Here is a 14,919-nt window from a genome sequence, read left to right on the forward strand (position 1 = left end):
GCTTCGCCGGCGACGTTATAAATCAATATGAATATTTCCAAAACATATATACTGCTCATAAGTGTGGTTCTTGTATTTATTGCAAGGGCCACTTGTCATGCAAATGAAACTGAAAAGAAGTTCATTGAGGCAGGACTAGTTGATATCCATACCATTGATGAATCGATTCGAGTTGATCTCGTGAATTCCGATTCTGATAAAAACTATTTCAGGGAGAATTTTTATGATGGCCTTAATAAGGCTTATCTCCGTAGAGAAGTCGCTCAAAAATTATCCATAGCTCAAAAAGAATTAAAATCTGAATTCCCCGATTATTCAATTTTGGTCATGGATGCTGCTCGCCCAAGAAGTGTATCTCAACTTATGTATGATAAAATGAAGGGAACAAAGTTTGAAAAATTTGTTGCCAATCCTGATAAAGGATCAATGCACAATTATGGTATCGCTGTTGATGTAACAATAGTTGATGGAAGTGATAAAGAAATTGATATGGGATTTACACCTTTTTACAATAGCAACCTTTCAATCTACTGGGGTTATGCAAAACTCAAGATGTTTGATCTTAGCGAAGCACAAAAGAAGAACCGGGAACTTCTATCGAAAACAATGAAAAAGGCCGGATTTTTTCCTCTAAGTTATGAATGGTGGCATTTTAACGGATTGCCAAAGGATCTGGCCCGCAAAAAATATAAAATAATTGAATAATTTATAACATTTTGCTGCACGGGAGCGCAAAAAGCGCGCGCCCCGTGAGCATAGCGTTGGGCAGCAAAACTATGAAAAAACGAATTACAATCATTTACCTTATCGGAATGCACCTGCTACTGACAGTGGTTCTGCTCAAGAGCGATTTTATCGAACGGTTGCAGACCAAGCTTGGCATCCGACAATCGGAATTGTCTGCAGAATGTACAGGGGGTCGGGCCGCGCTAACCATTCGTAAAAAAATAGTATTTGTAAAAAAGAAGCCCTGAAAACAGGCCTATATTACACTTTTAAAGGGCAAAAACAGCATTATAGGCATAGTAAGAGCTAAAAGACACTATATCCCAGGACAAATATGGCACATTACCCACCGATGCCATAAACGGGAATTTTAGCTAAAATTCACCAGAGACCGGAAGCGATGGCTGCCATGGCTTTTTGAAGATAGGAAACGATATGGCCTGGTGATTCTCGATTATACGGTCATATCAAATCACATCCATCTGCTTTTGGCAGATGATGGCGCCCGCAATGCAATACCTGACTCCATCAAGCTGATTGCCGGTCGAACCGGGCAGGAATTCAACCAACGGAAAAAGCGAAAAGGAGAATTTTGGGAAGACCGCTGTCACGCAACAGCGATTGAAAACGCTGAACACCTTTTTTAAAGTGTCTTGTATACATTGATCTGAATATGGTTCGGGCCGGTGTTGTGAATCACCCATCCAGATGGCCTTTTGGAGGATTTAATGAGATACAACAGCCAAAAAGAAAAAAGATTCTGATCAATTACGATTGTTCGCGACAACTGCTCGGTTTCGATAGCTGCCATGATGTCCGGATTAACCATAGGAAATGGTTTGAAGCCTGCTTACAAAAAAAGATGATTGCCAGGGATGCGAAGTAGACTCGCAGCCTCGCAGTTGGAAGTAGGGCATTTATAGATGGCGTGAAGAGGCAAATGAGTATTGTAACCAAAGGCCGCAAGCGAATTAACGGTGGGGATTCATATCAGCTTCGTGAAAGCCACATGCCCTATGGTGCTCATTTCGGTGCCCAAAACGGTGATATAGAGGGTAAAAACACCTATGTTTGTAAGTGATACTGTATAAATATAGTGTGTTGGCGTGGCCCGACCCCATTTTACTGCGCGCTCCACTTATCAGGCCCATGGAGCCGACTGCGATTCTCGCCTCCGGCCCGAAATTAAAACCATTTCGTTCCGGAGGCTGCGAGTCTCGCGGCTCATCCGGCGACGTTGGGCAAAAGATTTATTGGTTAGGACAATTTTATTTTAACATTTGAAACGCTTCCTGGAGGCGATCTAAATTGAGTTTTTTATGGGCTATAGTAGATTTTATTTGGATTGTTCTGAGTTCTTGGCAGGGCTATGTCACTGGTGGTATTCTGGTGGCACTTTGCTCTATTTGGGAGCGCTGGCATAAAAGAACGATTCCTTGGAGTAAATATAAATGGGGAGTTCTTATTTTTCTGTTTATATCGTTTTTTACCGCATGGTATGAACAGCGAGAGAAAGCCATTAAATTAGAGTCTGATAGACACAACCTTAATATTTCATCACCAGCATTTCAGAATGGAAAAGGAATATTAAGAGCATTTATGTCGTATAGACGATCTATTGGTCCTGAAGCCAGTTGTAGAATTTTAATAACAGCGCCAGCGGACAGTGCCAATATTGCTAGTACCGTTGCTTCTCTTGCTGTTCTCGGTTCAAACTGTCCTAATGGAGATCTACAAAATATCGGAGTTAAACCCTGGGAAGTCGAGAAAGTGTCACAAAATGGGATTGTTCCAGGAAAGATTGTTTTACATGCATTACCAAATACAAAGGGAGCTGATCGTTTAGTAGACGATTTAAGTAATTTAATCCAAACCACAAGGAGTTATGAGATTCCTCGTCCTGTAGACATATCAGATAATATTATATGGTTACAGTTTGGTTCTGGAACTAAATGGAATACCCAGTTGCACTAATTATTACTTTAGCTCCAGGAATTCAATTTTGATGAAGATGCCCAACAAATTGCTCCAGCCAACAGAAAAAGCCGGGGCATTATTCGTGTCAGTAAAATATTCTGTCATGCTTGTCTTCATGAAGTATTAATCAGGCTTTTTCTGTTGCTGAGCATGGCGATAAGCTGGACCGCTCCGCGCTCCAGCTTATCGTCGCCGGCTGCTTCGCCATGGGCCTGAACGTGTCGCGCTGCGCGCTCCACTTATCAGGCCCATGGAGCCGACTGCGATTCTCGCCTCCGGCCCGAAATAAAAACCATTTCGTCCCGGAGCCTGCGAGTCTCGCGGCTCATCCGGCGACGATAAGCATTAAGAAAGATTTCACTACAAAACTATCAAATGTGGAAACAAATGAGACATAAATATTTGTTTATATTTTTAGCACTTCTTTTATGTCTGATGAGTCCTGTCTCAGCGTATGCAAGCGGCATGGAAGGCTTTGGTTTTTTATTAGTGCTATTTATCGCGTTTGTATCAACAATACCTGGTGCTATTATAAAGAATGTATTATCCCATTATATGAAAAAGAGAGAGGATTTTAAAAATATTGTACCTTTAGTTATGGTAGCCGAATCTATAATAATGGTGATTTCTTCTCTATTGGGCAGTGCGTTAGTTGCTGGTTTCGAATCTTCACATTACCGCCCTATATTTCTTTATCCTGCTATCCCAATTCATATTATGCTTGCAACCTTTCCAAATCTCTTTCTATTAAAGGAAGGAAAACAAAAGTTTTCTAAAATATTTTCAAAATTTGAAAACATTATAAATGCTGTTATGTTTAGTATCTTTACACCAGCGGTTTTTGCAGCATTAATTTCAATCGTCGCATACTAATTGAAAAAGAACTTAATTATTGAATATATCACTCGCCTAACCTTTTGCTCCACCAGATTCGGGCCAAAAAGCGGCCTTCTCTGGTGAGCAAGGCGATAAGCTGGACCGCTCCGCGCTCCAGCTTACATTCCGCACCCGTGAGAATCGATTTTAGGAAATTTTTTATCGTTCAAAAATAACCACATAGGCGATTTAACATATTGTATTTACTGTAAAATAAAAATACCTAAGCATTTCAACTAGTTGCTGGTACGTTACCCCCAATCTTGACAACAACAGTTCAAAGGAGGGGACATGCCACCGCTTGACACTGAAAGTTTGACCATCACCGAGGTCAGGCATCTGCCGATCGTCAAGGCTTATGCACAAAAAATCGGTCTGGTGGAGACCATCGACCGGATGGTCGGTTCTCAAATGGAATTGAGCCCCGGCATGGCTGTATTCGGCATGGTGCTCGACACCCTTTCGGGACGGACACCGCTTTACCGTCTGACCGAATTTTTTGAAGAAAAGGATACGGAGCTTCTCCTGGGCACCGCTATCGAACCGGAACGCTTTTGCGATACCAACTTGGGCCGGTCCATGGATCAGATTTTCGAGACCGGTACCCAGAAGGTGTTTTCTCAGATCGCGCAGAATGCATTGACAGTTTTTGCCGTCGATCCGCGACGACTGCATTTCGATACGACCTCCGTGAGTGTATTCGGCGATTACCATCTGGTTGATCCACCGTTTGAGATCACCTATGGTTACAGCAAGGACAAACGACCGGACCTCAAACAGTTTCTGGTATCGATGCTGTGTGTCGACCGCAACATCCCCATTTTGGGGACCACGACGGACGGCAACGCTTCGGACAAGACCTTGAACAACGAACTGCTGACCAATATCTCCGCATACATGGCCAGACACGGGCTTGAACCGGGCGCGTACGTCTATGTGGCCGACTCTGCATTTGTCACCGAGGACAATCTGAAGAAAGCCGACAGGCGTCAGACCTGGTTTCTGACCCGCCTGCCGGCGACCTACAAAGAGTGCGGCCGGATCATTCGTGAAGCCGTGGCCGCCGATGACTGGATCGACATCGGCCGCCTGGCCGAAGAACGCGACCGCCCCAATCGCTCAGTTGCCCGCTATCGGGCCTATGACGGCACCGTCGAGCTTTACGGAAAAACCTACCGGGCGATCGTCGTGCATTCCAGCGCGCATGACAAGCGGCGTCATAAACGCATCGATCGCATGTTGAAACAGGACCGCAAGCAGCTTGAAAAAGACTGCAAAAAGATCGCGGACACCGTGTACTATTGTCAGGCCGATGCGCAGGTCGCGTTAGACAAACTGATTCGTCAATCCGCGTCCAGCTACCACCGGCTTCAAGCTGGTGTTGAAAAAATCCCCAAATACGGTCGCGGCCGGCCTGCGGCCGGTAAGCCCCGAAAGGTTTTGCGCTACGAATATCGCGTAACGGCGACGGTTGTGGAAGCCCCGCAAAAAGTGCAACCGCTCAGGGAAGAAGCCGGTTGCTTTGTCCTGTTGACGAATCTTTTGGACCAACAAGGCGACTGGTCCGCCCCGGAACTGCTCTCCCTTTACAAGAGCCAGATCGGCATCGAGAAGAACTTCAGCTTCCTGAAGGACCCGGCCATCGTAAACAGCATTTTTCTGAAAAAGGCCCAGCGGATCGAAGTGTTGGGCCTGGTATTGCTGATCTCCCTTTTGATCTGGCGTTTGATGGAGCGTTCCATGCGCCAGTATGTCGAGACCAATGACTGTGAGTTGCCCGGTTGGGTGCGACGCAAAACCAGAAAGCCGACCAGCTTTATGATGACGACCAAGTTCTCTTCAATCATGGTCGTTTCCATCGGGAACCACAGACAGTTGGCAAAACCATTGAAAGCTGTTCAGCTTGAGTATTTGAAAGCGCTTGGCGTCACAACTGACACATTCACAGCCCCATAAAGCGATGAAAAATAGTCGAATCGTTGCTGCTTGGGGTGCGGAATGTACGCTCCAGCTTATCGTCGCCGGCTGCTTCGCCATGGGCCTGAACTTGTCGCGCTGCGCGCTCCACTTATCAGGCCCATGGAGCCGACTGCGATTCTCGCCTCCGGCCCGAAATAAAAACCATTTCGTCCCGGAGCCTGCGAGTCTCGCGGCTCATCCGGCGACGTTATGTGATGATCTACAGTCGTATATGAGCTGAACATTATTGATGGAGATTTTTCTGTGAAAGTATTCAAATTGAAAATAGAGAATTATCGCTTGTTAAAAAGCTTTTCTATGGATTTGGAAAAGGAGCTTTCCTTAGTAATCGGGAAAAACAATACCGGTAAAACCTCCATTCTGTCAGTTCTTGATAAATTCTTAGGCCAATCCGAAAGAAACAAATTCTCATTTGACGATTTCAATATTGATTTCAAAAAGGAACTGAAAGCCATAGTTGAAGCAGAAGAAGCCATTTCGGAGGAAAACTATAAACGATTAGGTATAAGACTCAGGCTTTTTATCGACTACACTGAAACAGACAACCTGTCCAATGTCAGTCGGGTAATGATGGACTTAGATCCAGACAACAATGTTGTCGTCCTCGGTTTTGAATATACTATCGATTTCACAGGGTATTCCAGGGTTAGAAAAGAGTATAGGGAATTTGAAGCGGAAGAAAAAAAGAAGATACAAGCCAAGCCGGATTATACCATTAGAAACGTATATGACTTCTTGCGATTGCATCAGACGGATTATTTCAGGATAAATAAACGTTCATTAAGTTACGATCCAGCTACCAAGCAGGAAAGTGACGGTCAATCTATTGATTTGGATACCGAGAAGATAAAGATTAGCGATATAATCAATTTCAAATACATTAGCGCCAAAAGAGATGTTGCGAATAAAGAAGTTGATAAAACCCTTTCTGGTCAAACATCAAGGATTTACAGGCGTACCGAGACAAGTGATGGACAGAACAAAGCAGTTGAGGATTTTAAAGACAAACTGAGCGAAACAGACGCTCATTTAAGCGGAATTTACAAAACGCTTTTTGATAGCATAGTTAAAAAGGTAAAAGATTTTGGCGGTGTAAAAATCAATGAATCGGAGATTGAAATAATTTCTACCCTCCAACATCGGGAATTACTCGAAGGAAATACCACTGTTGTTTACAAACATGATGCGGATAATCATTTGCCTGAACACTACAATGGGTTGGGATACATGAACCTTATCAGCATGATTTTTGAAATTGAAATTCTTGTGCATGAGTTCAAGCGAGAGAAGGACAAAAGACCTGCGGATATAAACCTGCTATTTATAGAAGAACCGGAAGCACATACCCACCCCCAGATGCAATATGTTTTCATTAAGAATATAAAAAAACTGATTGGTGAAGGCATTAAACGGGAAGATGGAGAACACAAGGAGTTACAATACATCATAAGTACTCATTCTGCGTGTATCGTTGCAGACAGTGATTTTAATGACATTAAATACCTAAAAAGGGATAAAGGAGGCGGTATAATAACAAAAAACCTGAAAGACCTGAAGAATGAATATGATGCCGAAACAACACAATACCAATTCCTAAAGCAGTATTTGACAATAAGTCGGGCAGAAATATTCTTCGCTGACAAAGCCATCCTGATTGAAGGGGATACAGAACGAATACTTGTTCCAACCTTAATGAGAAAGATAGACATTGAAGAAGAAAAGAAATTTGTAGCATCAGGTGAAAAGGATGAGGACCTGCCATTGCTTTCTCAAAACATTTCAGTCGTTGAGGTTGGTGCATACTCCCAGATTTTTGAAAGATTTATTGACTTTTTAGGGATTAAAGGGCTGATCATTACAGACCTTGATGCCGTTGATGGTGACGGAAAAAAATGTGAAGTAGAGGTAGGTGTTGATTATTCCAATGCGGCTATTAGATATTTTTTCAATAACCCTTCTCTGGATAATCTGAAAGGCTTCGGTCTTCTGAATAAATTATTCAATAAAGTAGCTGGCGTCTGGACGAATCAGGCTGATGGAAGACTCTGTGTCGTGTATCAGACAAAAGAAAACGGATACAACGCAAGGAGTTTTGAGGATGCATTTATTAATATAAACATGGGTTATGTAAATGATAACAAAGATAGCTTTAGAGGCCTTCAAAACAGAGAGCATTTAGAAAATGACCTTGGAGCTTACGAATTAGCCGATAAATGCATTAAGAAAAAAACCCACTTTGCATTAGATATCATCTATCACAGTAATGAAGAATTGAGTAACTGGCAAGTCCCCTCCTATATCAAAGAAGGTTTGCTATGGTTGAAGAGAGATTGAAATTAGAACCGGATGTACAAAAAATTTTACAGTGCATTGATAACAAGCGTAACTTTTTGTTAAGCGGAGGTGCTGGAAGCGGCAAAACTTATTCTTTGGTTCAGGTTATCCGTCAGGTAATTGCCGAAAATCAGACCGCCAAAGTAGCCTGCATGACATATACCAATGCCGCTGTTAAGGAAATTGAAGAACGGGTGAACCATACAAATTTAAATGTGTCCACTATTCACGATTTTTTATGGGACAATATCAAACACTTTCAAAAAGAGCTAAAGTCCGCCATCATTGCTTTAGCGAATGATGAAGGGTCAAAAATCTCAATTGATGAAGGCAACCTCATACCGGCTGATTTTTTTGATGATTGCGAAGAAGGAATTCAGTACAAAGAATATTTAAAACTCAAAGAAGGCATCATTTCCCATGACGAGTTATTGATCATAGCGAATTACCTTTTTGAAAAATATCCAAAGCTCAACAAAATTGTTAAAGACAAATATCAATTTATTTTCATTGATGAATACCAGGATACAAACAAGGCGGTCGTAGATATTTTTCTGAATCACTTTAAAAAAAGCAAGAAGCAAAACATTATTGGTTTTTTCGGAGATGCCATGCAATCCATCTATGATGATGGAATTGGGAATTTGGATGAATATAAAGGAGATGCGACAGATAAGGTTATTGAGGTAAAGAAAGCTAAAAACAGAAGAAACCCACGGAAGGTAATTGACTTGGCGAACAGATTAAGAACAGACGGAATAGTGCAGGAGCCTTCCGTTGATGAAAATGCACCGAATATGACAGATGGCCAGGTAAAAGAGGGGAGCATCCTGTTCATTCATTCACCCAACGAAAATCTTTCAGCAGTGAAGCAATACTTAACCGGAAACCACTGCTGGCACTTTGAGAATGCTCAGGAAACGAAAGAGCTGAATTTAACCCATAATCTGATCGCTGACAAAGCAGGTTTCCGGGCACTGATGGATATTTATGATAGTGATCCTGTGCTTAGATTAAAAAGTGATATTTTAAGCAAGATTAAATACAATAAAAAAAATAATAAACCTGAAATTGAAATAGCCGAAAATGACAGTTTTGATGTTGTTGTTGATAAATTTAAATTAAAGAACAGACAAAGGCAACTCAAGAAAGATATTTTGCTTCAAGACCCTACAAGCGCAGAACTATATCAACAATTAAAAGACAGGCCTTTCTCAGATGTCAGAAAGATATACTTAACCAAGGACGCTTTAATTGATGACAAAAAACAAGACGAAGAAGATGAAAACAAAAAAGGTTCCAAGCGAGACAACCTGATAAAGCATCTCTTTAAAATTCAAAATAATATCGTTCTATATAAAACCGGGCGCTACAATGAATTTTTGAGAGCTACAGACTATAGAGACAAGATCACCCGAATCGCAGACAAACGAAAATTAAAAAATAATATTGATAGCCTTGTCAATGTAGGAGATAAAACGATTGAAGAAGTGATCAATGATGCGCAAGAAAAAGGAATTTGCCTTATAGATGATAAGCTTGAGCATTTTAAGGCAAAGAATGAGTACCTGTATAACAGAGTAAAAGGAGTTCAATTCAGCGAGTTTCAAAAGTTGTATGACTATCTTGAAGGTAAAACACCGTTTTCCACACAGCACAAAACAAAGGGAACGGAGTTCAATAATGTCCTTGTCATTTTAGATAACGGAGGTTGGAATAACTACAACTTTCAAAATTTATTCTTAAATTCAGGTACACAAAGCGTTATTAAAAGAACACAAAATATATTTTATGTGTGCTGCACCAGAACAAAAGATAATCTTGCTGTTTTTTATCAAAATCCAAGCCAGCAAGTGATAGATAATGCGACTGAATGGTTTGGAGTTAACAATGTCATCAAAATATGATTGAAAATGACTTTCGTTTGGTATTGGATATAGTAAGTTTAAAATGAATTTTATTAGCGGAGATATAAACGTAGATATTTTAAAAGAATCAAAAAAGAGAACACATAACAAGACAAATTAACTCGGATGCAAATTCCGCTGCGCTCCATTTGCACCGGTTATTTGCACCGATAAGCTGGACCGCTCCGCGCTCCAGCTTATCGTCGCCGGCTGCTTCGCCATGGGCCTGAACGTGTCGCGCTGCGCGCTCCACTTATCAGGCCCATGGAGCCGACTGCGATTCTCGCCTCCGGCCCGAAATAAAAACCATTTCGTTCCGGAGGCTGCGAGTCTCGCGCCTCATCCGGCGACGTTAGGCCGAAACGATGCTGTGTATTTAACGACGGCATATTGAATGCTTTTAAACTTAGAAATCATTTCTAATACGTTATATAATTTTTAATTATGGAAATGCCAACAGAAAATATAATCAAAAAATGCTTTATGTCTGTATTTGATGATATCAATTTTGCCTCTGAAGCATTTTTTCAAGAAAAAAAGCTGCTAACTATAAGTAAAAATAAATACGCCGACTATATCTCAAGGCTAGTTGGCACTATATCACTTTATCGTTCTAGAAGAAATTTAAGTGTTGAAGATATATATATTCCTGTCAAGGTATCTAACCGAATCCAGAGAGATAGCTACAAAACTACTGAAGAAATAAAAAATTCTGTTATGCATCAAGTCTCAGGCAAACTGGGTTATAGGCAACAAAATGAACAGATATATTCACCACTTGATGCCATTGAAAAGTCTAATGGTGGCTTTCTTTTATACGGAGACGCTGGGGCTGGAAAAAGCACACTTTTTAAATGGGTAACACTTGAAGTTGCACGTGGAAAAAAAATTAGACAAAATAATGTGTTGCCGATATTTTTTTCTGCATCTGAATTGGAGTATAATAACAAAACCGTACTCAAGGCATCAGTGGATCTATTGTCGTGGCTAAAAATAGGTGAACCAGAAAGGGTTATTGATAGGTTGCTTGAGCATGGTAAATGTATGATTCTGATTGACGGATTAGATGAAGTAAATAAGGATTTCTATAAAAAGACAATTCAAGAGCTAAATAGAATCTTTGCAAAATATCCTAAATCTTATTTATGTATATCAACAAGACCATTTTATTGTGATGTAGCTATGCCAAGTTTTGAGGCATTCGAGATTCTACCATTTAGTTCCTATGATAGAAAACAATTCATAAAGAACTGGTACAAAAATATAGATGAAAAAAAAGGATTGAACCTTATTTCAATTTTAGAAAATAAAATTGAGTTATTAGATCTTGGATCTAATCCATTATTGTTGAGTCTAATCTGTGCACTATTTAAAGAAAACCTTAATATTCCTAGCGACATTGTAGAATTATATAATCGTTCGATTGACGTATTCTTGGGCAAATGGGATGATTTTAGATTTATAGAAAGAGAAACTGCATTAAAGGATTTGTCTAGCACAAAACGAAAAGTTTTTGTTTCATGGTTAGCAGCAATAATGCATTTTAAAGGAAGAATTGTATTTACAAAAGATGATATTGAGCAATCAGATTTTGTAAATCGCCTTTCCAAAATGTTAAGCTGTGAACTCCCAGAAGCGGAATATATTCTTTCTTCATTATATCGTGATTTTGGAATTCTTTGCGAAAAGGCCCCAGGTTATTATACTTTTTCTCATTTCACAATTCATGAGTATTTAGTTGCTAATTATTTGGTTGATAATCGTAAAGAAATTGATTGGATAAAAAGGTATTTTAACAGCGAAGAATGGTTCGATATTCATATTTTTTTAGCAAAAAAACTCCATAATTCAGATCTATATTTAAAGTATCTTTTCAAAAGAGCTCGGTTTGATAGCTTTAATGATGTTTTACTTTTACGTGTAATTTGGGATGCAAAGCCAATTTGCTCCGAAAAAGTTCAAAAAGAAATAATTTTATACTTGGTAAGCTATGTTGCAAAAGCAGCAAAAATATCGATATCTATAGCGAAAGTAGAGTACGATGAATGTGCAATGAGTGAGGACGACACACCAATACTTTATATATATTTAAATAAAAAATTGAAACAATCTTATTATAAAATTCAACAAAATCTTATTGATTTATTGAAACAAAGAGGAATTCCGTTATCAAAAATACATAAGCTAAACAGCATAGCGGGGAATCATTATAAAAATACAAGAAACCTAATAGAAGATTTGAAAAATATCTTAGGGGGCGATTTATTTGTACGAAATAAGACTGATATACTGACTTTATGTAATATGTCATTTTCTAATCGTAAATATTTTTCATCATCTAACTTAATACGGTTTTGTTTGCTCGATTTATTACACATTCTTCAGAGCTCCAATGTCCCTTTTGAGCATTTTGAGACAGGTAAAAATTTATTGTTCAAGGAATTAGAAAAGTACTGGGGTTACGCTATAAACCGAATAGAATTTAGAGAAGAGTTGTCGAATACGATTTCAGACGATTTTGATAAAAAACGCGAAATACAAATAATGCGAAAAGAAAAAAACGAATATCAATCAAAACTATATGATGAGTATTTAGATAAGACAGAATATGGAGACACAGAATAACTTGATGCCTAACCCATTTTTGCACAGGACGCCAAACAACGGGCACCTGTGAAAAACCCGTTGTGTGATGGATCAAAAATGGATCAAGAAATAGGAAAATACATAATTCGTGATTGGCATATGGAGGATGCTTTATCGATCTCTAAGTATGCCAACAATAAAAAGATCTGGATGAATCTACGGGATGCTTTTCCGCATCCATACGGCATTAAAGATGCGGAACTTTTTATTTCACGGGCGATTGAATCCAATCCAACAACCATATTTGCCATTGCAACCCAATCTGAGGTAATTGGTAGCATCGGGTTGGTGATCGGCAAGGATGTACATCGATTTACCGCAGAGATGGGCTATTGGCTTGCAGAACCATTTTGGGGAAAAGGTATAATGACGCAGGCCGTTAAAAAAATGATTTCTCATGGAATCCATGTGTTAAAGTTGCATAGGATTTACGCTGAGCCGTATACGACAAACCCAGCCTCGGCAAGGGTTTTAGAAAAGGCAGGATTTGCTTGTGAGGGTGTTCTGCGATCGAATGTTTTTAAAGATGGCAAAATTCTCGATCAATTCATGTATAGTTATGTTGCAAAGGCCGGCACACAACCAGTCCGTTGAGGGGACGCGGTGAATCTTGGCATTTGAATTGTCGTTTGTTCGCGGCGCCCCTCACTTGGCCGGTATTTAAACCTAAAGTAGACGATCTCGAATTTGAGATGCAGTATTCAAACTAAACAAGGTAGAGGAATTGGGTACTGCGAAGATTCCGACCTGATTTTTTCAGAGCAGCCACTTACGACTTTGACTTACTTGGGAATAAGCTAAAAGCGAGGAGGAAAGCATGCTGAACAAAATCTTGGTTTCGATCCTGGTGATTGGTCTGTTTGCTGTAACCGTATTGGCAGATGAGGTCGTTTATACACTGGATGGCGATTGGGACTATCAAACAAAAGTCGCTGGAACATATACGCTATCAGTTAATCCGACTGGAGGCGTCGATGTCGAGATAGACGTTAATAGTGGAATTGAGGGCGGGCTTAGTGCATCAAGACATGTTTTATCAGGGTTTTCCATAAATTCAGATGCGTATGTTGAGTTGGAGTTCTCCGCATTGGACTACACGGTTACCAGCACCGAGGATACAACCGTCAGTTTATGTCTGGAACTTGAATTCTCGGATGATGGCGGTAACGAATATGAATTAGCCATGTCAGTAGGGGCAAATAGTGAAATGACTGCCTTCGTAACTTGGTATGGTGATGATAACGTAGAACCCAACCAAATGATTCCAACAAGCATTCCAATACAGGAAGGTTCCCTGGGACTCTATTTTCATGATAATTCTGTCAGCCCTTATTTTAGAAATAGCCGCAATCAGATAATCTACCCATTTACAGATTGGAATATCTCGAGCATCGTCGCTCCTCAGAGTTTTGCCGTTGACAATGATTTTGAGGCCAATACGACTACCGGTGGGACGGTCACGGGCTCTGTGAATCTCAAAAGGGTTGTCTTTGGACAAGGTGCGCCGCCTTCGGTTTTATCTTTATCGCCTGGGGTCTTAATGCTTTTGGTGGACGAATAAGTCTGATTGATCGTGGTGTGGTTTCCGGTCAAATTCTTGTATCTGACTCAAGGCGCTTCGGCCCGTATAATGTACAGGGGGTCGGGCCGCGCTAACCATTCGTAAAAAAATAGTATTTGTAAAAAAGAAGCCCTGAAAACAGGCCTATATTACACTTTTAAAGGGCAAAAACAGCATTATAGGCATAGTAAGAGCTAAAAGACACTATATCCCAGGACAAATATGGCACATTACCCACCGATGCCATAAACGGGAATTTTAGCTAAAATTCACCAGAGACCGGAAGCGATGGCTGCCATGGCTTTTTGAAGATAGGAAACGATATGGCCTGGTGATTCTCGATTATACGGTCATATCAAATCACATCCATCTGCTTTTGGCAGATGATGGCGCCCGCAATGCAATACCTGACTCCATCAAGCTGATTGCCGGTCGAACCGGGCAGGAATTCAACCAACGGAAAAAGCGAAAAGGAGAATTTTGGGAAGACCGCTGTCACGCAACAGCGATTGAAAACGCTGAACACCTTTTTTAAAGTGTCTTGTATACATTGATCTGAATATGGTTCGGGCCGGTGTTGTGAATCACCCATCCAGATGGCCTTTTGGAGGATTTAATGAGATACAACAGCCAAAAAGAAAAAAGATTCTGATCAATTACGATTGTTCGCGACAACTGCTCGGTTTCGATAGCTGCCATGATGTCCGGATTAACCATAGGAAATGGTTTGAAGCCTGCTTACAAAAAAAGATGATTGCCAGGGATGCGAAGTAGACTCGCAGCCTCGCAGTTGGAAGTAGGGCATTTATAGATGGCGTGAAGAGGCAAATGAGTATTGTAACCAAAGGCCGCAAGCGAATTAACGGTGGGGATTCATATCAGCTTCGTGAAAGCCACATGCCCTATGGTGCT

11 protein-coding genes are annotated in these 14,919 nt (G+C 40.5%); all 11 read left to right on the plus strand.

What is annotated here, in order from left to right; genetic code table 11:
- Positions 1 to 27: 27 nt before the first annotated feature.
- The 11 genes from DSCA_RS26110 to DSCA_RS32730 all read left to right on the plus strand — a co-directional run bounded on the left by DSCA_RS26110 (position 28) and on the right by DSCA_RS32730 (position 14,542).
- Positions 28 to 705, plus strand: coding sequence for a M15 family metallopeptidase (locus DSCA_RS26110; RefSeq protein ID WP_155319241.1), 678 nt, complete (start codon positions 28 to 30; stop codon positions 703 to 705).
- Between the two features lie 425 nt (positions 706 to 1,130).
- A complete protein-coding gene (locus DSCA_RS32725) occupies positions 1,131 to 1,373 on the plus strand; it encodes a transposase (RefSeq protein ID WP_331457174.1) in 243 nt (80 codons plus the stop codon).
- A gap of 661 nt (positions 1,374 to 2,034) precedes the next feature.
- Positions 2,035 to 2,700: a hypothetical protein gene (locus DSCA_RS26120; protein ID WP_155319242.1), complete on the plus strand. Its 666-nt coding sequence runs from the start codon at positions 2,035 to 2,037 to the stop codon at positions 2,698 to 2,700.
- Between the two features lie 390 nt (positions 2,701 to 3,090).
- On the plus strand, positions 3,091 to 3,576 hold the full coding sequence (locus DSCA_RS26125) for a hypothetical protein (protein ID WP_155319243.1): 486 nt from the start codon (positions 3,091 to 3,093) through the stop codon (positions 3,574 to 3,576).
- A gap of 294 nt (positions 3,577 to 3,870) precedes the next feature.
- On the plus strand, positions 3,871 to 5,535 hold the full coding sequence (locus DSCA_RS26130; protein WP_155319244.1) for an IS1634 family transposase: 1,665 nt from the start codon (positions 3,871 to 3,873) through the stop codon (positions 5,533 to 5,535).
- 267 nt (positions 5,536 to 5,802) lie between these two features.
- Entirely contained in the window at positions 5,803 to 7,893 is a 2,091-nt protein-coding gene (locus tag DSCA_RS26135; protein ID WP_155319245.1) for an ATP-dependent nuclease, read from the plus strand.
- On the plus strand, positions 7,875 to 9,800 hold the full coding sequence (locus DSCA_RS26140; protein WP_155319246.1) for a UvrD-helicase domain-containing protein: 1,926 nt from the start codon (positions 7,875 to 7,877) through the stop codon (positions 9,798 to 9,800). The genes DSCA_RS26135 and DSCA_RS26140 overlap by 19 nt, the downstream gene beginning before the upstream one ends.
- A 444-nt stretch (positions 9,801 to 10,244) precedes the next feature.
- A complete protein-coding gene (locus tag DSCA_RS26145) occupies positions 10,245 to 12,425 on the plus strand; it encodes an NACHT domain-containing protein (protein WP_155319247.1) in 2,181 nt (726 codons plus the stop codon).
- A gap of 78 nt (positions 12,426 to 12,503) precedes the next feature.
- On the plus strand, positions 12,504 to 13,040 hold the full coding sequence (locus DSCA_RS26150; RefSeq protein WP_155319248.1) for a GNAT family N-acetyltransferase: 537 nt from the start codon (positions 12,504 to 12,506) through the stop codon (positions 13,038 to 13,040).
- A 223-nt stretch (positions 13,041 to 13,263) separates the two neighbouring features.
- Entirely contained in the window at positions 13,264 to 14,007 is a 744-nt protein-coding gene (locus DSCA_RS26155; RefSeq protein ID WP_155319249.1) for a hypothetical protein, read from the plus strand.
- 292 nt (positions 14,008 to 14,299) lie between these two features.
- Positions 14,300 to 14,542: a transposase gene (locus tag DSCA_RS32730; RefSeq protein WP_331457174.1), complete on the plus strand. Its 243-nt coding sequence runs from the start codon at positions 14,300 to 14,302 to the stop codon at positions 14,540 to 14,542.
- Positions 14,543 to 14,919 lie beyond the last annotated feature (377 nt).

Origin of the sequence: Desulfosarcina alkanivorans (assembly GCF_009688945.1) — a bacterium.
In the GTDB taxonomy this organism is placed as follows: Bacteria; Desulfobacterota; Desulfobacteria; order Desulfobacterales; family Desulfosarcinaceae; genus Desulfosarcina; species Desulfosarcina alkanivorans.

Excerpts from the sequence above, each read along its gene's own strand:
- DSCA_RS26110 (WP_155319241.1), top strand. The coding sequence starts at position 28 with ATGAATATTTCCAAAACATATATACTGCTCATAAGTGTGGTTCTTGTA.
- DSCA_RS26125 (WP_155319243.1), top strand. The coding sequence starts at position 3,091 with ATGAGACATAAATATTTGTTTATATTTTTAGCACTTCTTTTATGTCTG.
- DSCA_RS26130 (WP_155319244.1), top strand. The coding sequence starts at position 3,871 with ATGCCACCGCTTGACACTGAAAGTTTGACCATCACCGAGGTCAGGCAT.
- DSCA_RS26140 (WP_155319246.1), top strand. The coding sequence starts at position 7,875 with ATGGTTGAAGAGAGATTGAAATTAGAACCGGATGTACAAAAAATTTTA.
- DSCA_RS26145 (WP_155319247.1), top strand. The coding sequence starts at position 10,245 with ATGGAAATGCCAACAGAAAATATAATCAAAAAATGCTTTATGTCTGTA.
- DSCA_RS26150 (WP_155319248.1), top strand. The coding sequence starts at position 12,504 with ATGGATCAAGAAATAGGAAAATACATAATTCGTGATTGGCATATGGAG.
- DSCA_RS26155 (WP_155319249.1), top strand. The coding sequence starts at position 13,264 with ATGCTGAACAAAATCTTGGTTTCGATCCTGGTGATTGGTCTGTTTGCT.